At 50.1% G+C, this 23827-nt stretch carries 21 protein-coding genes and 7 tRNA genes; 21 read left to right on the top strand and 7 right to left on the bottom strand.

The window, feature by feature from the left end:
* The first annotated feature begins 272 nt into the window (after nucleotides 1-272).
* Complete coding sequence (gene asnB / locus FEM44_RS17770; protein WP_000337055.1) at nucleotides 273-1937, top strand: asparagine synthase B; 1665 nt, start codon at nucleotides 273-275, stop codon at nucleotides 1935-1937.
* A gap of 42 nt (nucleotides 1938-1979) precedes the next feature.
* On the opposite strand, the gene FEM44_RS17765 is transcribed toward asnB, so the two are convergent.
* Entirely contained in the window at nucleotides 1980-2417 is a 438-nt protein-coding gene (locus FEM44_RS17765; protein ID WP_135523039.1) for a hypothetical protein, read from the bottom strand.
* 319 nt (nucleotides 2418-2736) lie between these two features.
* Between FEM44_RS17765 and FEM44_RS17760 the strand changes: the two genes are divergently transcribed.
* The 7 genes from FEM44_RS17760 to FEM44_RS17730 all read left to right on the top strand — a co-directional run bounded on the left by FEM44_RS17760 (nucleotide 2737) and on the right by FEM44_RS17730 (nucleotide 3440).
* Nucleotides 2737-2813, top strand: a tRNA-Met gene (locus FEM44_RS17760).
* 8 nt (nucleotides 2814-2821) lie between these two features.
* Nucleotides 2822-2906: transfer RNA gene (locus tag FEM44_RS17755), tRNA-Leu, on the top strand.
* A gap of 23 nt (nucleotides 2907-2929) precedes the next feature.
* Nucleotides 2930-3004, top strand: a tRNA-Gln gene (locus tag FEM44_RS17750).
* 34 nt (nucleotides 3005-3038) lie between these two features.
* A tRNA-Gln gene (locus tag FEM44_RS17745) sits at nucleotides 3039-3113 on the top strand.
* A 15-nt stretch (nucleotides 3114-3128) separates the two neighbouring features.
* A tRNA-Met gene (locus tag FEM44_RS17740) sits at nucleotides 3129-3205 on the top strand.
* Nucleotides 3206-3253: 48 nt separating this feature from the next.
* Nucleotides 3254-3328, top strand: a tRNA-Gln gene (locus FEM44_RS17735).
* A 37-nt stretch (nucleotides 3329-3365) separates the two neighbouring features.
* Nucleotides 3366-3440: transfer RNA gene (locus FEM44_RS17730), tRNA-Gln, on the top strand.
* Nucleotides 3441-3593: 153 nt separating this feature from the next.
* Here FEM44_RS17730 and ubiF read toward each other — a convergent pair.
* Entirely contained in the window at nucleotides 3594-4769 is a 1176-nt protein-coding gene (gene ubiF / locus FEM44_RS17725) for a 3-demethoxyubiquinol 3-hydroxylase (protein ID WP_135523040.1), read from the bottom strand.
* 144 nt (nucleotides 4770-4913) lie between these two features.
* Between ubiF and miaB the strand changes: the two genes are divergently transcribed.
* The 11 genes from miaB to hscC all read left to right on the top strand — a co-directional run bounded on the left by miaB (nucleotide 4914) and on the right by hscC (nucleotide 17122).
* Nucleotides 4914-6338: a tRNA (N6-isopentenyl adenosine(37)-C2)-methylthiotransferase MiaB gene (gene miaB, locus FEM44_RS17720; protein ID WP_135523041.1), complete on the top strand. Its 1425-nt coding sequence runs from the start codon at nucleotides 4914-4916 to the stop codon at nucleotides 6336-6338.
* A gap of 327 nt (nucleotides 6339-6665) precedes the next feature.
* Nucleotides 6666-7706: a PhoH family protein gene (locus FEM44_RS17715; RefSeq protein ID WP_002430212.1), complete on the top strand. Its 1041-nt coding sequence runs from the start codon at nucleotides 6666-6668 to the stop codon at nucleotides 7704-7706.
* Nucleotides 7703-8170, top strand: a complete 468-nt coding sequence (gene ybeY / locus FEM44_RS17710; RefSeq protein ID WP_000084457.1) for an rRNA maturation RNase YbeY — start codon at nucleotides 7703-7705, stop codon at nucleotides 8168-8170. The genes FEM44_RS17715 and ybeY overlap by 4 nt, the downstream gene beginning before the upstream one ends.
* An 89-nt stretch (nucleotides 8171-8259) precedes the next feature.
* Entirely contained in the window at nucleotides 8260-9138 is an 879-nt protein-coding gene (gene corC, locus FEM44_RS17705; protein ID WP_001278605.1) for a CNNM family magnesium/cobalt transport protein CorC, read from the top strand.
* 24 nt (nucleotides 9139-9162) lie between these two features.
* A complete protein-coding gene (gene lnt / locus FEM44_RS17700) occupies nucleotides 9163-10701 on the top strand; it encodes an apolipoprotein N-acyltransferase (protein ID WP_135523042.1) in 1539 nt (512 codons plus the stop codon).
* 396 nt (nucleotides 10702-11097) lie between these two features.
* Nucleotides 11098-12006: a glutamate/aspartate ABC transporter substrate-binding protein GltI gene (gltI, locus tag FEM44_RS17695; RefSeq protein ID WP_001309342.1), complete on the top strand. Its 909-nt coding sequence runs from the start codon at nucleotides 11098-11100 to the stop codon at nucleotides 12004-12006.
* A 169-nt stretch (nucleotides 12007-12175) separates the two neighbouring features.
* The gene (gene gltJ / locus FEM44_RS17690; RefSeq protein ID WP_000020950.1) at nucleotides 12176-12916 is read left to right on the top strand and encodes a glutamate/aspartate ABC transporter permease GltJ; all 741 of its coding nucleotides are present in this window, start codon (nucleotides 12176-12178) and stop codon (nucleotides 12914-12916) included.
* Nucleotides 12916-13590 carry a glutamate/aspartate ABC transporter permease GltK gene (gene gltK / locus FEM44_RS17685; protein ID WP_000272824.1) on the top strand — a complete coding sequence of 225 codons (675 nt, stop codon included), beginning with the start codon at nucleotides 12916-12918 and terminating at the stop codon, nucleotides 13588-13590. The genes gltJ and gltK overlap by 1 nt, the downstream gene beginning before the upstream one ends.
* Nucleotides 13590-14315, top strand: a complete 726-nt coding sequence (gene gltL, locus FEM44_RS17680; RefSeq protein WP_032224929.1) for a glutamate/aspartate ABC transporter ATP-binding protein GltL — start codon at nucleotides 13590-13592, stop codon at nucleotides 14313-14315. Before gltK ends, gltL begins: the two co-directional genes overlap by 1 nt.
* Nucleotides 14316-14432: 117 nt before the next feature.
* Nucleotides 14433-15368, top strand: a complete 936-nt coding sequence (gene rihA, locus FEM44_RS17675) for a pyrimidine-specific ribonucleoside hydrolase RihA (RefSeq protein ID WP_131161044.1) — start codon at nucleotides 14433-14435, stop codon at nucleotides 15366-15368.
* An 83-nt stretch (nucleotides 15369-15451) separates the two neighbouring features.
* A complete protein-coding gene (gene hscC, locus FEM44_RS17670) occupies nucleotides 15452-17122 on the top strand; it encodes a molecular chaperone HscC (protein WP_135523043.1) in 1671 nt (556 codons plus the stop codon).
* A gap of 59 nt (nucleotides 17123-17181) precedes the next feature.
* On the opposite strand, the gene FEM44_RS17665 is transcribed toward hscC, so the two are convergent.
* Complete coding sequence (locus FEM44_RS17665) at nucleotides 17182-18633, bottom strand: J domain-containing protein (RefSeq protein WP_135523044.1); 1452 nt, start codon at nucleotides 18631-18633, stop codon at nucleotides 17182-17184.
* Nucleotides 18630-19337 (bottom strand): DUF1266 domain-containing protein, encoded by a 708-nt coding sequence (locus FEM44_RS17660; RefSeq protein ID WP_135523045.1) that lies wholly within the window; start codon nucleotides 19335-19337, stop codon nucleotides 18630-18632. The genes FEM44_RS17665 and FEM44_RS17660 overlap by 4 nt, the downstream gene beginning before the upstream one ends.
* A 101-nt stretch (nucleotides 19338-19438) precedes the next feature.
* Here FEM44_RS17660 and FEM44_RS17655 point away from each other — a divergent pair, with 101 nt between their 5' ends.
* The gene (locus FEM44_RS17655) at nucleotides 19439-19993 is read left to right on the top strand and encodes a tetratricopeptide repeat protein (protein ID WP_138159116.1); all 555 of its coding nucleotides are present in this window, start codon (nucleotides 19439-19441) and stop codon (nucleotides 19991-19993) included.
* Between the two features lie 9 nt (nucleotides 19994-20002).
* On the opposite strand, the gene FEM44_RS17650 is transcribed toward FEM44_RS17655, so the two are convergent.
* Both FEM44_RS17650 and FEM44_RS17645 read right to left on the bottom strand, forming a co-directional pair.
* Nucleotides 20003-21430, bottom strand: coding sequence for a J domain-containing protein (locus FEM44_RS17650; RefSeq protein ID WP_135523047.1), 1428 nt, complete (start codon nucleotides 21428-21430; stop codon nucleotides 20003-20005).
* Nucleotides 21427-22134 (bottom strand): DUF1266 domain-containing protein, encoded by a 708-nt coding sequence (locus FEM44_RS17645; protein ID WP_135523048.1) that lies wholly within the window; start codon nucleotides 22132-22134, stop codon nucleotides 21427-21429. Before FEM44_RS17645 ends, FEM44_RS17650 begins: the two co-directional genes overlap by 4 nt.
* 163 nt (nucleotides 22135-22297) lie before the next feature.
* Here FEM44_RS17645 and ybeQ point away from each other — a divergent pair, with 163 nt between their 5' ends.
* Entirely contained in the window at nucleotides 22298-23275 is a 978-nt protein-coding gene (gene ybeQ, locus FEM44_RS17640; protein ID WP_135523049.1) for a Sel1 family TPR-like repeat protein YbeQ, read from the top strand.
* A gap of 69 nt (nucleotides 23276-23344) precedes the next feature.
* Here the strand turns inward: ybeQ and FEM44_RS17635 are convergent, their stop codons facing one another.
* Complete coding sequence (locus tag FEM44_RS17635; RefSeq protein ID WP_001044880.1) at nucleotides 23345-23827, bottom strand: zinc ribbon-containing protein; 483 nt, start codon at nucleotides 23825-23827, stop codon at nucleotides 23345-23347.

Genomic DNA, 23827 nt, shown 5'->3' with positions numbered 1-23827 from the left:
TCACACCGCATCCGGCATGAACAAATCTCACTTTTTAAGCGATTTGGTTTCTTATCCCCCCGCAAAATATATCCATTCAATAAAACCTGTCAAAAATTATCGATCCATCAATAAACACATCACTACACCAGACCTTTTTTCACTAATCGACAATCACCATTACGTTTTTTATTTTTACACCGCCAAATCGCTTGCGCACAGTGCTGCTTTGCGGCATTTTTTTAAACAAGCAAACACAACAAACAGCAAACACCAGGTTAACGGAGAAGGTTATGTGTTCAATTTTTGGCGTATTCGATATCAAAACAGACGCAGTTGAGCTGCGGAAGAAAGCACTCGAGCTGTCACGCCTGATGCGTCATCGCGGCCCGGACTGGTCCGGTATTTATGCCAGCGATAACGCCATTCTCGCCCACGAACGTCTGTCAATTGTTGACGTTAACGCGGGGGCGCAACCTCTCTACAACCAACAAAAAACCCACGTACTGGCGGTAAACGGTGAAATCTACAACCACCAGGCATTGCGTGCTGAGTATGGCGATCGTTACCAGTTTCAGACCGGGTCTGACTGCGAAGTGATCCTCGCGTTGTATCAGGAAAAAGGGGCGGAATTTCTCGACGACTTGCAGGGCATGTTCGCCTTTGCCCTGTACGACAGCGAAAAAGATGCATATCTGATTGGTCGCGACCATCTGGGGATTATCCCACTGTATATGGGCTATGACGAACACGGTCAGCTGTATGTGGCCTCAGAAATGAAAGCTCTCGTGCCAGTATGCCGCACGATTAAAGAGTTCCCGGCGGGGAGCTATTTGTGGAGCCAGGACGGCGAAATCCGTTCTTATTATCATCGTGACTGGTTCGACTACGATGCGGTGAAAGATAACGTGACCGACAAAAACGAACTGCGTCAGGCGCTGGAAGATTCCGTTAAAAGCCATCTGATGTCTGACGTGCCTTACGGTGTGCTGCTCTCGGGGGGTCTGGATTCCTCAATTATTTCCGCGATCACCAAGAAATACGCCGCCCGTCGCGTGGAAGATCAGGAACGTTCCGAAGCCTGGTGGCCTCAGTTGCACTCCTTTGCCGTAGGTCTGCCGGGTTCACCGGATCTGAAAGCAGCACAGGAAGTGGCAAACCATCTGGGCACTGTGCATCACGAAATTCACTTCACTGTACAGGAAGGTCTGGATGCCATCCGCGATGTGATTTACCACATCGAAACGTACGATGTGACCACTATTCGCGCTTCAACACCGATGTATTTAATGTCGCGTAAGATCAAGGCGATGGGCATTAAGATGGTACTGTCCGGTGAAGGTTCTGATGAAGTGTTTGGCGGTTATCTTTACTTCCACAAAGCGCCGAACGCCAAAGAGCTGCATGAAGAGACTGTACGTAAACTGCTGGCCCTGCATATGTATGACTGCGCGCGTGCCAACAAAGCGATGTCGGCCTGGGGAGTGGAAGCGCGCGTTCCGTTCCTTGACAAAAAATTCCTCGACGTAGCAATGCGTATTAACCCGCAGGATAAAATGTGCGGTAACGGTAAGATGGAAAAACACATCCTGCGTGAATGTTTTGAGTCGTACCTGCCTGCAAGTGTTGCCTGGCGGCAGAAAGAGCAGTTCTCCGATGGCGTCGGTTACAGTTGGATTGACACACTGAAAGAAGTGGCGGCGCAGCAGGTTTCCGATCAACAACTGGAAACTGCCCGCTTCCGCTTCCCATACAACACGCCAACCTCAAAAGAAGCGTATCTGTATCGGGAAATCTTTGAAGAATTGTTCCCGCTTCCGAGCGCCGCAGAGTGCGTACCGGGCGGCCCGTCCGTCGCTTGTTCTTCTGCTAAAGCGATCGAATGGGATGAAGCGTTCAAGAAAATGGACGATCCGTCTGGTCGCGCGGTTGGTGTTCACCAGTCTGCATATAAATAAGACGTGTAATATTGCCCCCGGAGAAATCCGGGGCAATTTCAGTTACTGGGGAGCTTGTTGATTCTGATATGCAGTGAGGAAATGTTCCGGATTTGCTACATCACTGTCAGATAACTCATTACTGTAAGCGACTGACCAGGTTGCCGATTCCTCCGGGATATGCAGGCTGCCATTTCCCTCTTTCAGGCGTAATAACTCAAAAGATTCCCCCTTGATTACAGCGGTATAAGATTTCTCACCTTCCTGTAATACTTTTACTTTACAGCGAAAAATCTGACCATCGATGTCATTATCAACATGCGATACCTGAACGAGTGCTTCATTAGACGCTTGCGGCCCGATTCGCATCATCCACACCACAGCGCCTTCCTGCCCACGATAGCCAAAAACATATTTACCGATTTCCGGTCGGGCTGTATCGGCAAATGCGGATTGCATAAATAATAAAGCACTGACCAGCACCGTGATAAAACGCAGCATATTATTCCCTCAATGAATCGCCTGAAATGATAGCAGAGATGCGGGCGCCGCAATTCCTGCCCTGTCCAATCGTAACGGTGCAGTATTTCATGAGATAATTCTTCGGCGCTATTGTTGAATTCCGAATTTCATCCTGTATAGCAAAACAACAGAAAAAAACACGAAATAAACAATAATTGACGAATATAGCGCCACGCTGTTCGCAACCTAACCAAACAGTCACTTTCGAGCAATTTTCCTTGAAAAAGAGGTTGACGCTGCAAGGCTCTATACGCATAATGCGCCCCGCAACGCCGATAAGGTAACGCGAAAAAAAGATGGCTACGTAGCTCAGTTGGTTAGAGCACATCACTCATAATGATGGGGTCACAGGTTCGAATCCCGTCGTAGCCACCATCTTTTTTGCGGGAGTGGCGAAATTGGTAGACGCACCAGATTTAGGTTCTGGCGCCGCAAGGTGTGCGAGTTCAAGTCTCGCCTCCCGCACCATTCACCAGAAAGCGTTGTACGGATGGGGTATCGCCAAGCGGTAAGGCACCGGTTTTTGATACCGGCATTCCCTGGTTCGAATCCAGGTACCCCAGCCATCTTCTTCGAGTAAGCGGTTCACCGCCCGGTTATTGGGGTATCGCCAAGCGGTAAGGCACCGGTTTTTGATACCGGCATTCCCTGGTTCGAATCCAGGTACCCCAGCCATCGAAGAAATAATCTGGCTACGTAGCTCAGTTGGTTAGAGCACATCACTCATAATGATGGGGTCACAGGTTCGAATCCCGTCGTAGCCACCAAATTCTGAATCTGTCGAATAGATTCGGCAAATTCAAAAACAAATTTGTTGGGGTATCGCCAAGCGGTAAGGCACCGGATTCTGATTCCGGCATTCCGAGGTTCGAATCCTCGTACCCCAGCCAATTTATTCAAGACGCTTACCTTGTAAGTGCACCCTGTTGGGGTATCGCCAAGCGGTAAGGCACCGGATTCTGATTCCGGCATTCCGAGGTTCGAATCCTCGTACCCCAGCCACATTAAAAAAGCTCGCTTCGGCGAGCTTTTTGCTTTTCTGCGTATATTCAATGTCGGATGCGACGCTGGCACGTATTATCCTTCAACGTCGGATGCGACGCTGGCGCGTCTTATCCGACCTACGGTTGGCATGCATCCGGCAATATTGTGAGACTACAACCCTAACGCATATTTCAGCGCCTGACGTTTCAGTACGCCAGCACGTTCCGCCGCCATCAAACCAAGATTACGTATAAAACGCAGCGGCGGCAGATTATTGCTGAATCCGGCATAAAACAGATCCATACCGCTTTGCATCATGAAGTTATCCGCCATGCGACGCATCTGGTAACGCTTGAGGATTGGATAACTGGCCCACGCTTCGCCATAGCTGCGGGCGTTGACCAGAACATCAATCAGAGCATCGACATCCCGATAGCCAAGATTCACTCCCTGCCCTGCCAGCGGATGAATGGTATGCGCGGCATCGCCCACCAGCGCCAGCCCCGGCTGCACATACTGCAACGCATGGCGACGCGTCAGCGGAAAAGCGCCTGCTGCAAGTGGTGTCACGTAACCCAGACGCGACGGAAAATGTTTAGCAATTTCCGCCTGTAACTGCGCCATATTCATACTCTGCAACTGGCGAATGCGCGCCGGAGAGTCATACCACACCAGCGACGCCCAGTTATCAAACAACGGCAGAAACGCGCGTGGACCGTCCGGGGTAAACTGCTGCCAGGTGCTATCGCCGGGATCGTTCTCGCACTGTACGCTAATCAACATACACGACTGCGCATACTGCCAGGCATGAACGCCAATTCCCGCCATCTGCCGCACCTGCGAATTTGCGCCGTCGGCACCAATCACCAGCTTCGCGCGGATCGTTTCACCGCCCTTCAGTTCCAGCTCCTGAAGATCATTATGGCGATGCAGCGCAATCAGCGAGGTTGGCACACGTAACGTTACTTTCGGATGCGCTTCCAGCGCCTGCCACAACGCCTGTTGCAGGACAGTGTTTTCTACCATATAGCCAAGCAACGGTAACTTAAGTTCAGCGGCGTCAAACACCACATGCGCCGTTTCCCACTCCCACGTTTCCAGTCTGCGATAAGGATGGCAACGCATGGCCTGTACCGCATCCCAGACGCCTAAACCTTTAAGCAATGACACCGAAGCCGCACTAATCGCCGAGATCCGCACGTCCGGCTGGCTGTCGGCCACAAACGGCGCAGGTTCTGCGTGCTCGATTACCGTTACCAAAAATCCGTGCTGCGCCAGTCCCAGCGCCAGTGCGCCGCCGACCATTCCTCCGCCGACAATGGCAATTTCCGTTGGTTGATTTGTCATGGTCAATCATCCTGTTAGCAATATGCTTTAAGTTTACAGGATTTTTACCCCCAAGGGCTGATAACGCTCATACTGGTCACAACGGCAGCAAAGCATTACACTATGCGCCCTGCATTCCTGGCTACTATTCGCAAGAGCAAGTCGATGACCAAAAAACTCCATATTAAAACCTGGGGCTGTCAGATGAACGAGTACGATTCATCGAAGATGGCCGATCTGCTGGATGCCACCCACGGCTATCAACTGACCGACGTGGCGGAAGAAGCGGATGTGCTGCTGCTGAACACCTGCTCAATCCGCGAGAAGGCTCAGGAAAAAGTCTTCCATCAGTTGGGTCGCTGGAAACTGTTAAAAGAGAAGAATCCAGACCTGATTATCGGCGTCGGCGGCTGCGTGGCATCGCAAGAAGGCGAGCACATTCGCCAGCGCGCCCACTATGTCGATATTATTTTTGGGCCGCAAACGCTGCACCGTCTGCCGGAGATGATCAACTCCGTGCGCGGCGACCGCAGCCCGGTTGTAGATATCAGCTTCCCGGAAATCGAGAAGTTCGACCGTCTGCCGGAACCGCGCGCCGAAGGGCCGACCGCGTTTGTCTCCATCATGGAAGGCTGCAATAAATATTGCACCTACTGCGTGGTGCCTTACACCCGTGGTGAAGAGGTAAGCCGTCCGTCCGACGATATTCTGTTTGAGATTGCCCAGCTTGCTGCTCAGGGCGTGCGTGAAGTCAACCTGCTCGGTCAGAACGTGAACGCCTGGCGTGGTGAAAACTACGACGGCACCACTGGATCGTTTGCCGATCTGCTGCGTCTGGTTGCTGCGATCGACGGGATCGATCGTATTCGCTTTACCACCAGCCATCCGATCGAATTCACCGACGATATCATCGAAGTATACCGCGACACGCCGGAGCTGGTGAGCTTCCTGCACCTGCCGGTACAGAGCGGTTCCGATCGTATTCTGAACCTGATGGGACGTACCCATACGGCGCTGGAGTACAAAGCGATCATCCGTAAATTGCGTGCGGCGCGTCCGGATATTCAGATCAGTTCTGACTTTATCGTTGGCTTCCCTGGCGAAACCACCGAAGACTTCGAGAAAACGATGAAGCTGATTGCCGACGTCAATTTCGACATGAGCTACAGCTTTATCTTCTCTGCACGTCCGGGTACGCCAGCCGCCGATATGGTTGATGATGTTCCGGAAGAAGAGAAGAAGCAGCGTCTGTATATTCTGCAAGAACGTATCAATCAGCAAGCGATGGCATGGAGCCGCCGGATGCTCGGCACCACCCAGCGTATTCTGGTAGAAGGTACTTCACGTAAGAGCATCATGGAGCTTTCTGGTCGTACAGAAAACAACCGCGTGGTCAACTTCGAAGGCACGCCGGATATGATCGGTAAATTCGTCGATGTAGAAATTACCGACGTCTACCCGAACTCTCTGCGCGGTAAAGTGGTGCGTACCGAAGAGGAAATGGGTCTGCGCGTGGCAGAGGCTCCGGAATCGGTGATTGCCCGTACCCGCAAAGAAAATGACCTGGGCGTGGGTTATTATCAGCCGTAATTCTCAGGCCCGCCGGTCTGGTAAGTTTTGAGACTGACGACAAACGCAAATTGCCTGATGCGCTACGCTTATCAGGCCTACATGATTCCAGCAATATATTGAATTCGCATGAATTTGTAGGCCGGATAAGGCGTTTACGCCGCATCCGGCATGAACAACACGCACTTCGTCAATAATCACTGGCCCGCCGTTCCGGTGGGCCTTGTTTTTTCTCTCTTTATCCCCATCTTTATCGCAATGCTTGCGCCTTTTTCCTGTGGCGTGAATAATTTCGTTATAGGCCGGTGAATGTTCAGCTTCCGGCGGCATACAGATAAGAGGAACGGTTTGAACATAGACACTCGCGAAATCACCCTGGAGCCAGCAGACAACGCGCGTCTGTTGAGCCTGTGCGGCCCGTTTGATGACAACATCAAGCAGCTCGAACGCCGTCTCGGCATCGAGATCAATCGCCGCGATAATCACTTTAAACTGACCGGCCGCCCGATTTGCGTCACCGCCGCGGCAGACATTCTGCGCAGCCTGTATGTCGATACCGCCCCGATGCGCGGCCAGATTCAGGATATTGAACCGGAACAGATCCACCTGGCGATTAAAGAAGCGCGGGTACTGGAGCAAAGCGCGGAGAGCGTGCCGGAGTACGGCAAAGCGGTCAACATCAAGACCAAACGCGGCGTGATTAAACCACGTACGCCAAACCAGGCGCAGTACATCGCCAATATTCTCGACCATGACATTACCTTCGGCGTTGGCCCGGCAGGTACGGGTAAAACCTACCTGGCAGTAGCTGCGGCTGTTGATGCCCTGGAGCGCCAGGAAATCCGCCGTATTCTGCTGACTCGTCCGGCGGTAGAAGCCGGTGAGAAACTGGGCTTCCTGCCTGGCGATTTAAGCCAGAAAGTGGACCCGTATCTGCGCCCGCTGTACGACGCGCTGTTTGAAATGCTGGGCTTTGAGAAAGTCGAGAAGCTGATTGAGCGCAACGTTATTGAAGTCGCGCCGCTGGCCTATATGCGTGGTCGTACGCTGAACGACGCGTTTATCATTCTTGATGAAAGCCAGAACACCACCATCGAACAGATGAAGATGTTCCTGACCCGTATCGGTTTTAACTCAAAAGCGGTTATTACCGGCGACGTCACGCAGATCGACCTGCCGCGTAATACTAAATCAGGCTTGCGTCACGCCATTGAGGTGCTCGCCGAAGTCGAAGAAATCAGCTTTAACTTCTTCCACAGCGAAGACGTGGTTCGTCACCCGGTGGTGGCGCGTATCGTTAACGCCTATGAAGCCTGGGAAGAAGCCGAACAAAAACGTAAAGCGGCGCTGGCGGCAGAACGCAAGCGCGAAGAACAGGAACAAAAATGAGTCAGGTGATCCTCGATTTACAACTGGCATGTGAAGATAATTCCGGGTTGCCGGAAGAGAGCCAGTTTCAAACATGGCTGAATGCGGTGATCCCGCAGTTTCAGGAAGAATCGGAAGTGACTATTCGCCTGGTCGATACCGCCGAAAGCCACAGTCTCAATCTGACCTATCGCGGTAAGGATAAGCCAACCAACGTGCTCTCCTTCCCGTTTGAAGTGCCGCCAGGAATGGAGATGTCGCTACTGGGCGATCTGGTTATCTGCCGTCAGGTGGTTGAGAAGGAAGCTCAGGAGCAAGGCAAACCACTGGAGGCGCACTGGGCGCATATGGTGGTGCACGGCAGTCTGCATTTGTTAGGTTACGATCACATCGAAGATGACGAAGCAGAAGAAATGGAAGCCCTCGAAACAGAGATTATGCTTGCTCTGGGCTATGAGGATCCGTACATTGCCGAGAAAGAATAATTTGCCAGGCATTTGACTGGCAGATGTCCCCGCCGTTGGTGATTAACGACGGCGTTTTGATTAACTAACATGAGAACCCATACGACGCCATGAGCGACGACAATTCACACAGTAGTGACACGATAAGCAACAAGAAGGGATTTTTCTCCCTGTTACTCAGCCAACTTTTCCACGGTGAACCGAAAAACCGTGACGAACTGCTGGCGCTGATCCGTGATTCCGGGCAGAACGACCTTATCGACGAAGATACGCGCGATATGCTCGAAGGAGTGATGGACATCGCAGACCAACGCGTCCGCGACATCATGATCCCCCGCTCCCAGATGATTACCCTGAAACGCAACCAGACGCTGGACGAATGCCTTGATGTCATCATCGAGTCCGCCCACTCACGTTTCCCGGTGATTAGCGAAGACAAAGATCACATTGAAGGGATTCTGATGGCGAAAGACTTGCTGCCGTTTATGCGCAGCGATGCTGAAGCCTTCAGCATGGACAAAGTGTTACGTCAGGCGGTTGTCGTCCCTGAAAGTAAGCGCGTAGACCGGATGCTGAAAGAGTTTCGCTCTCAGCGTTACCACATGGCGATCGTCATTGACGAATTCGGTGGGGTTTCCGGTCTGGTGACCATTGAAGACATCCTGGAACTGATTGTTGGTGAGATTGAAGACGAGTATGACGAAGAAGATGATATCGACTTCCGTCAGCTGAGTCGTCATACCTGGACCGTGCGCGCACTGGCTTCCATTGAAGACTTCAACGAAGCGTTCGGCACCCACTTTAGCGATGAAGAGGTCGACACTATCGGTGGTCTGGTGATGCAGGCATTTGGGCATCTTCCAGCGCGTGGCGAAACCATCGACATCGACGGTTACCAGTTCAAAGTGGCGATGGCCGATAGTCGGCGTATTATTCAGGTTCATGTCAAAATCCCGGATGACTCACCCCAGCCAAAGCTGGATGAATAAAACCGAAACTGGATAGATAACTACATGGCTTTTGCCTCATTAATTGAACGCCAGCGCATTCGCCTGCTGCTGGCGTTATTATTCGGTGCCTGCGGAACGCTGGCCTTCTCTCCTTACGACGTCTGGCCTGCGGCGATTATTTCGCTGATGGGGCTTCAGGCGCTGACCTTTAACCGCCGTCCAATCCAGTCTGCCGCTATTGGCTTTTGCTGGGGATTTGGCCTCTTTGGCAGCGGTATTAACTGGGTCTATGTCAGCATCGCGACCTTTGGCGGAATGCCTGGCCCGGTTAACATCTTCCTGGTGGTACTGCTGGCGGCGTATTTGTCGCTGTATACCGGACTGTTTGCTGGCGTGTTGTCGCGTCTGTGGCCGAAAACCACCTGGCTGCGCGTGGCTATTGCCGCCCCTGCTCTCTGGCAAGTGACCGAGTTTCTGCGCGGTTGGGTACTGACCGGCTTCCCGTGGTTACAGTTCGGCTATAGCCAGATTGATGGCCCGTTAAAAGGGCTGGCACCGATAATGGGCGTGGAAGCCATTAACTTCCTGCTGATGATGGTTAGCGGCCTGCTAGCACTGGCGTTAGTCAAACGCAACTGGCGTCCGCTGGTGGTGGCTGTCGTACTGTTTGCCCTTCCCTTCCCGCTGCGTTACATCCAGTGGTTTACCCCACAACCGGAGAAAACCATTCAGGTTTCGATGGTTCAGGGCGATATTCCGCAATCGCTGAAGTGGGATGAAAGTCAGCTTCTTAATACGCTGAAGATTTACTACAACGCAACGGCACCGCTGATGGGTAAATCATCGTTGATTATCTGGCCGGAGTCAGCGATAACCGATCTGGAAATTAATCAGCAGCCGTTCCTCAAAGAGCTGGATGGCGTTCTGCGTGAGAAAGGTAGCTCGTTGATCACCGGGATTGTCGATGCGCGCCTCAATAAGCAGAACCGCTACGATACCTACAACACCATCATCACGCTGGGTAAAGGTGCACCGTACAGCTACGAATCAGCCGATCGCTATAACAAAAACCATCTGGTTCCGTTTGGCGAGTTTGTCCCGCTGGAGTCGATTCTGCGTCCGTTAGCACCGTTCTTTGATCTGCCGATGTCGTCGTTCAGCCGTGGGCCATATATCCAGCCGCCGCTGTCGGTAAATGGTATTGAGCTTACTGCGGCTATTTGCTACGAGATCATTCTTGGCGAGCAAGTGCGCGATAACTTCCGCCCGGATACCGACTATCTGCTGACTATCTCCAACGATGCATGGTTTGGTAAGTCTATTGGTCCATGGCAACACTTCCAGATGGCGCGAATGCGTGCGCTGGAGCTGGCACGCCCACTTCTGCGCAGCACCAACAACGGTATTACGGCGGTGATTGGTCCGCAGGGTGAGATTCAGGCGATGATCCCGCAGTTCACCCGCGAGGTGTTGACCACTAACGTGACGCCGACTACCGGACTCACACCGTACGCCCGTACCGGCAACTGGCCGCTGTGGGTGCTGACTGCACTGTTTGGTTTTGCCGCTGTGTTGATGAGTCTGCGTCAGCGACGTAAATAATCCCTTCTTATCGTGCCGGAATACATCCCGTATTTCGGCACGCTCGCCGGATGCGGCATCAGTGCGTTATCCGGATAATAAAATTCCCCTATCCAACTTTGGCACATCTATTGCTTTGTTATACAAGGCAAACCCTGAATCAGCATCAGTACAACCTGGTTGCACCACAGTAATCCAGCGGTAGCACTAAAAGAGTGCATTTTAAGAATTTTGCTTCGGAATGGTGCGGCGCATCTCGCAAAAACAAACAATAAAACAGCAATATCTTTACATTTAGCCAAACTAAATGTTACCTAACAAGCACAACACTGCACAATAAAGTTGCAGATGATAACAACACAAACACTCACAACGGGTATCCATGCGTTTTTAACGCAGAAGATAAAGGAGTTGGATATGCAATTACGTAAACCTGCCACAGCAATCCTGGCCCTGGCACTTTCCGCAGGCCTGGCACAGGCAGATGACGCCGCCCCGGCAGCGGGCAGTACTCTGGACAAAATCGCCAAAAACGGTGTGATTGTCGTCGGTCACCGTGAATCTTCAGTGCCTTTCTCTTATTACGACAATCAGCAAAAAGTGGTGGGTTACTCGCAGGATTACTCCAACGCCATTGTTGAAGCAGTAAAAAAGAAACTCAACAAACCGGACTTGCAGGTGAAACTGATTCCGATCACCTCACAAAACCGTATTCCTCTGCTGCAAAACGGCACTTTCGATTTTGAATGTGGTTCTACCACCAACAACGTCGAACGCCAAAAACAGGCGGCTTTCTCTGACACTATTTTCGTGGTCGGTACGCGCCTGCTGACCAAAAAGGGCGGCGATATCAAAGATTTTGCCGACCTGAAAGACAAAGCCGTGGTCGTCACTTCCGGTACTACCTCTGAAGTTCTGCTCAACAAACTGAATGAAGAGCAAAAAATGAACATGCGCATCATCAGCGCCAAAGACCACGGTGACTCTTTCCGCACCCTGGAAAGCGGTCGTGCCGTTGCCTTTATGATGGATGACGCTCTGCTGGCCGGTGAACGAGCGAAAGCGAAGAAACCAGACAACTGGGAAATCGTCGGCAAGCCGCAGTCTCAGGAAGCCTACGGTTGTATGTTGCGTAAAGATGATCCGCAGTTCAAAAAGCTGATGGATGACACCATCGCTCAGGTGCAGACCTCCGGTGAAGCGGAAAAATGGTTTGATAAATGGTTCAAAAATCCAATTCCGCCGAAAAACCTGAACATGAATTTCGAACTGTCGGACGAAATGAAAGCACTGTTCAAAGAACCGAATGACAAAGCACTGAACTAATTACAAGAACCAGGGGCGGAAATTCCAGCCCTCTCGATTGTTACGTAGCACGGACAGACTATACGCCTGATGGTCGTTCCCCATCGGGCCTGAAAACCGCAATACGCTGAGTAACAATCTTCGAGGGTAGCAGTTAACGCTGCTACCCTCTTTTTTCTGGAGTAGATTTATGTCTATAGACTGGAACTGGGGTATTTTTTTACAACAAGCCCCGTTCGGCAACACCACCTATCTCGGCTGGATCTGGAGCGGCTTTCAGGTGACGATCGCTTTGTCGATCTGCGCCTGGATTATCGCTTTCCTCGTCGGCTCGTTATTCGGCATTTTGCGTACCGTTCCTAACCGTTTTCTCTCCGGTCTGGGTACGTTGTATGTTGAACTATTCCGCAACGTGCCATTGATCGTGCAATTCTTTACCTGGTATCTGGTGATCCCAGAACTGCTGCCGGAGAAAATCGGCATGTGGTTTAAGGCAGAACTGGACCCCAATATTCAGTTTTTCCTTTCATCCATGCTTTGCCTGGGACTGTTTACTGCCGCTCGCGTTTGCGAACAGGTACGCGCCGCCATTCAGTCGCTACCGCGTGGGCAAAAAAATGCCGCGCTGGCGATGGGTCTGACGCTACCGCAGGCTTACCGCTACGTACTGCTGCCTAACGCTTATCGCGTTATCGTCCCGCCGATGACCTCCGAAATGATGAACCTGGTGAAAAACTCCGCCATCGCCTCGACCATCGGTCTGGTAGATATGGCAGCGCAGGCAGGTAAATTGCTCGATTACTCAGCCCACGCCTGGGAATCGTTTACCGCTATTACGTTGGCGTATGTGTTGATTAACGCGGTTATCATGCTGGTAATGACGCTGGTTGAACGTAAAGTTCGCCTGCCCGGCAACATGGGGGGCAAATAATGTACGAGTTTGACTGGAGTTCCATTGTCCCTTCCCTGCCATATCTGCTCGACGGGCTGGTGATCACCCTGAAAATCACCGTCACGGCAGTCGTGATTGGTATTTTGTGGGGCACCATGCTGGCGGTGATGCGCTTGTCCAGCTTTGCGCCCGTAGCGTGGTTTGCCAAAGCCTACGTTAACGTATTCCGCTCGATTCCTTTAGTTATGGTTTTGCTGTGGTTTTACCTGATTGTGCCGGGTTTTCTGCAAAACGTGCTGGGATTATCGCCAAAAAATGATATCCGTTTAATTTCGGCGATGGTGGCGTTTTCGATGTTTGAAGCGGCCTACTATTCAGAGATTATCCGTGCTGGTATTCAAAGTATTTCTCGTGGTCAGTCGAGCGCCGCGCTGGCGTTGGGAATGACTCACTGGCAGTCGATGAAACTGATTATTCTGCCGCAGGCGTTCCGCGCGATGGTGCCGCTGCTGCTCACTCAGGGCATCGTACTGTTCCAGGATACCTCACTGGTGTATGTGTTATCTCTGGCTGATTTCTTCCGTACCGCCTCAACCATTGGTGAACGTGATGGTACGCAGGTTGAGATGATCCTGTTTGCCGGGTTTGTTTATTTCGTTATTAGCCTTAGCGCGTCGTTGTTGGTCAGCTACTTGAAAAGAAGGACAGCATAATGATTACCCTGAAAAATGTTTCAAAATGGTATGGTCACTTTCAGGTGCTGACCAACTGCTCAACCGAAGTGAAAAAAGGCGAAGTGGTGGTGGTTTGCGGCCCGTCTGGTTCCGGCAAATCAACGCTGATTAAAACCGTCAACGGCCTCGAACCGGTGCAGCAAGGTGAAATCACCGTCGATGGTATCGTGGTTAACGACAAGAAAACCGATCTGGCGAAGCTGCGTTCCCGCGTCGGGATGGTGTTCCAGCATTTCGAGCTGTTCCCTCATCTGTCGATTATCGAAAACCTGACCCTGGCGCAGGTGAAAGTGCTTAAACGCGATAAAGCGCCGGCTCGTGAAAAAGCATTGAAATTGCTGGAGCGCGTGGGACTTTCCGCGCATGCCAATAAGTTTCCGGCGCAGCTTTCCGGTGGTCAGCAGCAGCGTGTGGCGATCGCTCGCGCATTGTGCATGGATCCTATTGCGATGCTGTTCGACGAACCGACATCGGCACTGGATCCGGAGATGATCAACGAAGTGCTGGACGTGATGGTCGAACTGGCGAACGAGGGGATGACCATGATGGTGGTGACCCACGAAATGGGCTTTGCCCGTAAAGTGGCGAATAGAGTGATCTTTATGGACGAGGGAAAAATTGTCGAAGACTCGCCGAAAGACGCTTTCTTCGATGATCCGAAATCGGACCGCGCAAAAGACTTCCTCGCGAAAATCCTGCACTAATCCTTCTGGCGCGCATACCCAGGTGCGCGCCATCTCACGCTTTATCGTTTCGGTCCTCGTATCTGTTACATTCCGGCGTTACCCTTGTCGCAAAGAAACACACAACAAGGAGCAACAATGGCACTGCCAATTCTGTTAGATTGCGACCCAGGTCATGACGACGCTATCGCAATAGTTCTCGCCCTCGCCTCACCAGAGCTTGATGTCAAAGCCATCACATCTTCCGCCGGAAACCAGACACCCGATAAAACATTGCGCAATGTTCTGCGTATGCTTACCTTGCTTAATCGCACCGATATTCCGGTAGCAGGCGGCGCGGTGAAACCGTTAATGCGTGAGTTGATTATCGCGGACAACGTACACGGCGAAAGTGGACTTGACGGCCCGGCATTACCGGAACCGACGTTTGCACCGCAAAACTGTACGGCGGTAGAGTTGATGGCGAAAACGCTGCGTGAAAGTGCGGAACCTGTCACCATTGTTTCTACCGGACCGCAAACTAACGTCGCGTTGCTGCTCAATAGCCATCCGGAACTGCATAGCAAAATCGCCCGTATAGTGATTATGGGCGGTGCAATGGGGCTTGGTAACTGGACGCCAGCCGCCGAGTTTAATATTTACGTTGACCCGGAAGCGGCAGAAATTGTCTTCCAGTCAGGGATTCCGGTGGTGATGGCCGGTCTGGATGTCACTCACAAAGCGCAAATTCACGTTGAGGACACCGAGCGTTTCCGCGCGATTGGTAACCCGATTTCAACCATTGTTGCCGAACTGCTGGATTTCTTCCTCGAATATCATAAAGACGAAAAATGGGGCTTTGTCGGCGCGCCGTTGCATGACCCATGCACCATTGCCTGGCTATTGAAACCCGAGTTGTTTACCACCGTGGAGCGCTGGGTCGGCGTTGAAACACAGGGGAAATATACCCAGGGGATGACAGTTGTTGATTATTACTATCTGACCGGTAATAAACCGAATGCCACTGTAATGGTCGATGTTGATCGTCAGGGCTTTGTTGATTTACTGGCTGAACGTCTGAAATTTTACGCTTAATACTCCTTATTGATTAAGATCACCATGTTTTACCAGGGTGGTCTTAATCTGGTTATCTCTTTTTCTTTCAAGATATAAATGCAATGGATAATGCAGAACTCGCCATTGGTATCGATCTCGGTACTACCAATAGTTTAATTGCTGTCTGGAAAGACGGTGCCGCACAATTAATTCCAAATAAATTCGGTGAATATTTAACACCATCCATAATTAGCATGGATGAAAATAACCATATTCTGGTCGGTAAACCGGCAGTGTCCAGGCGCACATCGCACCCTGATAAAACCGCAGCGTTATTTAAACGCGCGATGGGCAGTAATACCAACTGGCGTTTAGGCGGTGACACATTTAATGCACCGGAATTGTCCTCTTTGGTATTGCGTTCATTAAAAGAAGATGCTGAAGAATTTCTGCAACGTCCGATTAAAGATGTGGTGATCTCTGTTCCTGCTTATTTCAGTGATGAACAACGCAAGCATACCCGTTTAGCAGCAGAGTTAGCCGGGCTAAATGCAGTGCGCCTGATTAATGAGCCAACGGCAGCCGCGATGGCGTATGGCCTGCATACGCAGCAAAATACCCGCTCGCTGGTTTTTGATCTCGGTGGCGGTACGTTCGACGTTACGGTGCTCGAGTACGCCACGCCGGTGATTGAAGTTCACGCCTCCGCTGGCGATAACTTCCTCGGTGGCGAAGATTTTACTCATATGCTGGTCGATGAGGTTTTAAAACGCGCGGAAGTCGCCAAAACAGCCCTTAACGAGAGCGAACTGGCTGCCTTATACGCCTGCGTGGAAGCGGCAAAATGTAGCAATCAATCGCCCATGCACATTCGCTGGCAGTACCAGGAAGAAACTCGTGAATGCGAATTTTACGAGAACGAACTGGAAGATTTGTGGTTACCGCTACTCAACCGCTTGCGTGTGCCGATTGAACAGGCGTTGCGCGATGCACGTCTGAAACCGAGTCAAATCGACAGCCTGGTACTGGTCGGCGGTGCGTCGCAAATGCCGCTGGTGCAGCGAATCGCCGTGCGTCTGTTTGGCAAACTACCGTATCAAAGTTACGACCCGAGCACCATTGTTGCGCTGGGCGCAGCGATCCAGGCCGCCTGCCGCTTACGCAGCGAAGATATTGAAGAAGTGATCCTCACCGATATTTGCCCCTACTCGTTGGGCGTTGAAGTTAACCGCCAGGGCGTTTCCGGCATTTTCTCGCCAATTATTGAACGAAACACCACTGTGCCTGTATCGCGTGTAGAAACTTACTCAACCATGCACCCGGAACAGGATTCGATTACGGTTAACGTCTATCAGGGAGAAAACCACAAAGTTAAAAATAATATTCTGGTGGAATCATTCGATGTGCCGTTGAAGAAAACCGGGGCTTATCAGTCAATTGATATTCGCTTTAGTTATGATATCAACGGTTTGCTTGAAGTTGACGTGCTTCTGGAAGACGGCAGCGTTAAGTCCAGAGTCATTAACCACAGCCCGGTAACATTGAGCGCACAGCAGATTGAAGAGAGTCGGGCGCGGTTATCCGCATTGAAAATTTATCCGCGCGATATGCTCATCAACCGTACCTTTAAAGCCAAACTGGAAGAGTTATGGGCGCGGGCGTTGGGCGACGAGCGAGAAGAGATTGGCCGGGTGATCACCGATTTTGATGAGGCGTTGCAGTCAAACGATATGGCCCGCGTCGATGAAGTTCGTCGACGGGCGAGCGATTATTTAGCCATTGAAATCCCTTAAACACGGCTGCCAGATGCGGCGTAAACGCTGCATCTGGCATCGGCGCAAAAAACACATCGTCAGCTAAACAACATCGCGATTTTGCCGAGAGCATAACCTATCACCAGCACCGTTAAGCTGATTTTGATAATACCGGAAATGCTCTGTGGTTTTTCACTCTCATTATTCTTCTCTTCGTGTTTTTCAGGTGCTGGTTCGTCGACATCTGCATCCACCGGCTCGAGCTTCACTTTCGTCAACAGCATGTGAGTAATAATTGCTTCTAACGGATGTGCTTCTCCTCGTTCCAGTCGCGCATTCAGGCGGGCCAGCATCTCTTGTTTCGGAAACGCTTCCAGTACTACCTGTTCCGCTACCCGATACAGATCCAGTAACGGTGAATCTTGCCCTGTCTCGCTACCGACTCTCGATTTCCACCACGCCCATGCTTTGCGTTTGAAGAATAACGACTCGATAAACGATTGACCTAACGGCGATAATTTTCCGCTATGCAAAATTTCCGCCCATAGCAACCGCGTCCGGGCGCTCTCGCCTGGAACATATTTCAGCGGCTTACCTTGTGCATCAATCATGCTCTGCGCTTCAATAACCATCACTAACAGCGCGAAATAATCCGGGCAATGTTGCTGGCTCCACTGCAACAATAAATTATCGGCTTGTGTAGATGGGTAACTCTCCCGGTACGCACAGAGATCGAGCAGCAGGCTTTCCCCCTCGCCGCAGTACAACCGTTGTGCACAGTGGTAATAACGGGCATCTTCGCTTTCTGGTTCTTCCGCTTGCCACCGTTGAGCGACAGGAATGAGTTCCGCCATACCGGTTTGCAGCGAGCTGTACCAGCGCAACAGTTTGCGATGTAACTTCGCTTCATCAGGAATGAACCACGGACCTTCCATCGCCAAAAACGCAGTGACATAGTCAGGATGGTAACGGCAGCAGCGTTCCAGCGCGAAGTAATACTCAATAGTCTGGTTCTGTAACGCGACGGGATATTCCAGAAGGCTGAGAAAATCGAAACAATCCCCGGCCTGAATGGCCTCAAGAAAAGCCTCCCGCTCTTCTTCATCCATTCCTTCACTGTCACTAAATGAATGCCAGTTCAAACGCTCTGCCAGCAAAGAAGCACAATTTAATGAAAGATATCGCGCTTCTATAGCGATTGCACACAGCGGCCAGCGTAATTGATCCACCTCTTCCATATTGTAGTTATTTAACTGCTGAATAAATTTCTGCCAGGCGGAGGGCTGAAAACGTTCACTTTCTGAATTCAGTAATGCCCTGAATGCGCTCAGTGCTTCATGTTCAACTGCGGCGTTACTCTTTTCATCAACTGATTCTTCTACAGGATTGACCGCCAGCCGCAGCGCCTCTTCATAGGCCTGACGTAACGCTTTAAACCCCTGCGGATCGGTTTCGGGATGACACAACGGTAAGCGAGCAAGATAAGCCTGACGGATAATATCAACTTGTGTTGTGCTTTCGATTTCGAGGATTTGCCAACATGTTTTCATAGGTCGCTCACATCCTTAAGCGTTGCCGGGCATTCAGGTTGGGCAGTTAATGGCTGCCAGGGAAGCGTGGCATAGAAACGATCGCTTCCCGCTACCAGCTCTTCGAACATCCGACTCCCGGCGCTATCGTATTTGTACAAGGTCAGCGCCTCGCGTAGCGAAGCGTTGTCTTCACACTGAGCGGATTGCCAGTAGAGGCGTCCTAACGAATAGGCGGAAAAATAGTGCATCCAGCTATGATAGTAATGGTGTGCTCGTTCATAGACGCGCGATTGCAGCCATAAACTCTCTTCTTCCGTCAGCCAATTGTTGAGCACACCGACCCGTGACAGAAACCCCATTCGAACATAATCCCAGGCTTTGATTCCCCCTTCCCCGCAGCACATAGCGGTTTGTGCAACAAATTGGGTATAAATCAGCCCTCTGTCAGAGCCACCAGCAATTAATGCTTTCCATTCTTCAGGTGAAGAGCGATGCCATGCCAGATATAACCCGGCTAAATCATTTGCGTGACCATCATCGGTCATTTGGTAAATAGTCTGAATTAAATCATCACGATTATTTATTCCCCAGGATGATGACAGATCAAATTCTTTTATTCCGGTATACATTTTTGGCGAGTCATGTGCAGGCTTGCATCCCTTATTAAGAATCTCCATTGGCGTAGAAAGCGCAAATAGAAGGCGTTGTTCTTCCTTATCCATTTATTAACAATCCTTTAAGTACATTAACTGACTACTTTTTTATTAATGATGAGTATAAACTTGACGCTTTCAAAATAAAAAGAAAATCGAAGTATTGATAAATGAACAAAAAAATATATTTTATATTCGCAATATTTATAGTTGCGGCTATCACTTGTATTAGCCAACCTAAGAAAACGACCTTGCGCGATAAAGCTATGGCGAATTATGTCTTTGATTATTTAAGATCACTAGGCAGTCTTCCGTTTACCACAGCAGCAACGGAGCTTTCCGCGATTCATGGTCACTCAACGTCGCAATATCGCCTTGGCGAATTTTATCTTCATGGTAGCGACGGTAAACCACTGGATTATACACAGGCGAGATACTGGTATGAGCAATCAGCAGAACAGGAAAATCCGCGCGCACAAAGTAAACTGGGGTGGATCTACCTGAAAGGTCTGGGAGTCAAACCAGATACCCGTAAAGCAATTCTCTGGTATAAGGAAGCAGCTGAACAAGGGTATGTTCATGCACAATATACATTGGGTTTGATCTACAGAAACGGTACGGGCATTAACGCTAACAATTATGAAGCTCGCAAATGGTTAAAACTAGCCGCAAAACAACATTACAAAAATGCGGAAAGAATACTCGCTGAACTTCCCGCACATTAAGGTTGAGTTTCAACCCACTAGATGGAGTATTTTCCCTATCAAACCGGCAAAGATAAAAATGTAGAAAATAATTTTGATGACGCCCAGGCAGCCCGGTCCACCATCGTCAACGGGCATTGGCTTCGATTTCGGCTCTGGCTCGATGGTTTGTTGCCCGGCAAAATTCGCCGACTGAATTAATAATCGACGAATAATTAATGCTTCCAGTGGGCAACGATCTTCTGCATCAAGACGAGCGACGATCGGCATTAATGATTCTTCTGTAGGTTGGTTCGCCAGTACTAATTGTTTAGCAACTAAATATAATGGCCATAAGGGATGCTCTGTATCACGCGTGAATGAGATTCGCGGCTTACGCCCTTTGTGCAAAACCATCTCGACCAGAGAACGCCCCAGCGCAGAGAGTTTTTCATGGCTGAGTATTTCGTATAATTGAAAGCGCGTACGGGCGCTGTCGCCGGGGACATAAAGTAGCGGTTTACCCTGATCGTTAACCAGTTCACGAGCTTCAATCATCATCACTACTAACGGGTAATAATCGACCCGATGCTGACGGCACCATTGCAACATTAATGCATCCGCCTGGGTAGAGGGAGACTCGCGCCAGTAGTCACAAAGTTCTGCCAGCAGGTTTTCGCCTTCTCCACAATAGACGCGTTGCGCGTATTCATAATAACGCGCATCTTCATTATCAGGTTCAGCTTCCCGCCACGACCGGGCGTAATCCAGGAGTTCGGGTATTCCCACGCGGCTTGAGGTATACCAGCACAGTAAATTTCTGTGCAGTTTTGCATCATCGGGGATAATCACTGCGCGATATTGCGCTAAATACAGTGTCAGCCATTCTGGATGCGATGACCAAATCCGAGCGAACATTTGGTAAAAATCAATGGTTTCATTTTGTACGGCAACGGACAGATGCAGAATGGTCTGGAAGTTAAAAACATTCCCCTTCGCAATGGCATATAAAAAGGATTCCAGTTCTTCTTCGTCTATTTCCCCGACGTTTTCCTCCTGCAACCACCGCAATCTTTCTGCTAATAACACCACGCACTCGAAGGATAAATGGGCAGTGTTCATGGCTATTGTGCACAGCGACCAGCGTAGTTCATCAATCTCTTCCATCGAGCAATAATTTAATTGCTGAATGAATCGCTGCCAGGCGGAGGGCAGAAAACGTTCGCTATCAGAGACAAGTAACGCACGAAAGGCGAGCAGAATTTCATGTTCTGCAACTTCATGCTCTTCTGGTTGCCAAACAGATTTAGCAGGCGACTGCGCAATCCGTAGCGCCTCCTCATACGCCTGACGCAGTTGTTTAAAGCCCTGTGGATCGGTTTCTGGATGAAAGGACGGTAACAACCCCAGATAAGCGCGACGGATAATATCGACGTCAGTCGTTTCCTCTATGTCGAGGATCTTCCAGCAATTTTTCATAGGTCGCTCATATCCTTAAGCGTTTCCGGGCATGCGGGGTAGTCAGCCAGTGGTTGCCAGGGTAAGGTCGCGTAATATGCATCGTCACTGGCAAATAATTGATAAAACATATCATTGCCAGAATCGTCGTATTCTTTACGCGCTAAGAATTCACGTAATAAAGGCAGATTATCATCCTCGGGAGACTGCCAATATTGCCGACCAAAGGTATAACCGGCAAAGTATTGCCGCCAGTTACTATAATAACGTAGAGTCCGTAGATGAATGCGCGACTGGATCCATAGACTTTCTTCTTCACTCAACCAGTTATTAAGTACGCCCATCCGGCTTAAAAAACCCATCCGGACATAATCCCAGGCTTTGATCCCCCCTTTGCCACAGCATTCGGCGGTGCTAGCGACAAATTGCGCGTAAGCCTGACCTTGCTCATTTAATTCAGCAAGATAGTCACGCCATTCACATGGCGAATAACGAAACCAGTGGTGATAAAACCCAGCCAACCGTGCAGCATGACCGTTATCGATCATTCGGTGAATTGTGCGCAGCAGGTCATCACGGTCATCAATTCCCCAGGAGGAAGAAAGGTCAAAAAAGCATGTACCTAAATACATTTTGGGGGATGAATGCGAAGGTAAACAGCATTCATTGCGTATTTCCATCGGAGTGGAAAGTGCAAACAATATTTTTTGCGACTCCATGTCCATATAATTTATCCTTAAATATTCATTCAATGAATATTAACTACATTGCGAGGCTCATTTATTTATATTTTTCTGACGCAACATAATACGCATAAAATAAGGCTTACGCAAAAATGGAACATATAAAAATATAATATGCTTTATCTGCAACCATAAGGAAATGATAATGATTTTTACGTCAAGTTGCTGCGATAATTTATCAATAGATGAGATTATCGAACGTGCTGAAAAAGGCGATATTGAGGCTCAATATATTGTTGGATTTTATTACAATCGCGATAGTGCAATTGACTCTCCGGACGACGAAAAGGCCTTTTACTGGCTAAAGCTTGCCGCCGGGCAAGACCATTGTGAAGCACAATATTCCTTAGGGCGGAAATACTCCGAGGATAAAAGCCGCCATAAAGATAATGAGCAAGCCATCTTTTGGCTGAAAAAAGCGGCCCTTCAAGGACATACTTTCGCTTCCAACGCCCTTGGCTGGATACTGGATCGTGGAGAAGATCCTAACTATAAAGAAGCTGTTGCCTGGTATCAGATAGCCGCGGAGAGCGGAATGTCTTATGCGCAAAATAATCTTGCGTGGATGTACAGAAACGGCAACGGAGTCGCACAAGACTATGCGCTGGCATTTTTCTGGTACAAACAAGCTGCATTGCAAGGCCATAGTTACGCGCAAGACAATCTGGCCGATCTTTATGAAGACGGAAAAGGCGTTGCTCAAAACAAGACACTCGCCGCATTCTGGTATTTGAAAAGCGCACAGCAGGGTAATCGGCACGCCCAGTTTCAAATTGCGTGGGCTTATAACGCTGGCGAAGGGGTGGACCAGGACTATAAGCAAGCGATGTACTGGTATCTGAAGGCTGCCGCTCAGGAAAGCGTCGGCGCTTACGTCAACATCGGTTATATGTATAAACACGGACAAGGTGTTGAGAAAGATTATCAGGCCGCCTTTGAATGGTTTACGAAAGCCGCTGAATGCAATGACGCCACTGCCTGGTATAACCTGGCCATTATGTATCACTACGGAGAAGGAAGACCTGTCGATCTCCGACAGGCTCTCGACCTGTATCGTAAAGTTCAGTCATCCGGTACCAGAGATGTCAGTCAAGAAATCCGTGAGATTGAAGATTTACTGTAGAGATAAAAACAAGGGCCGGGGAATTTCATTCGGCCCAAATTCTCTTTATTGGTGTGCGAAATCAAACTATTACGGCTCGAACGGACGTCTCTGGAACTGATCATGACCACACTTCGGGCATAGCGTCAGCACTTCCGGCGTGTAGATCGGGAGATGGAAGTGACATTTCTCGCAGACCAGATTCCCCAGCCCTACAACTTCTCCGCTGTGATAAACCCCGTGATGATTGAGATCCTGGAAAACTTCACGCCATTCAAGCTGCGTTTTATCGGTGATGTCCGCCAGTTCCTGCCAGAGGCTTTCTTTAATCACCCGCATAAAAACGCTGTCGGATTCTTCCTTCAGGCTCTCTTCATAGCTCATGGCGAACTCTTCCAGGTCACGTCTGACGGCCCGAGTCAGTTCATCGACCTCGGTCCGCGTTAACTCCCCTGTTTTTATTACACGCTCACGCGCCTGTTCTACCAGTGCATCGATATCGCGTTCGCCATTACGCAGTCGCTCGCTTAATGACGCCACCAGTTCACGGTAATATTGAGCAACCTTGTTCAT

This window comes from Escherichia sp. E4742 (genome assembly GCF_005843885.1).
Lineage (GTDB): Bacteria > Pseudomonadota > Gammaproteobacteria > Enterobacterales > Enterobacteriaceae > Escherichia.
Note: the sequence above shows the minus strand (reverse complement) of the source record. Positions and strands in the feature narration are given on the sequence as shown.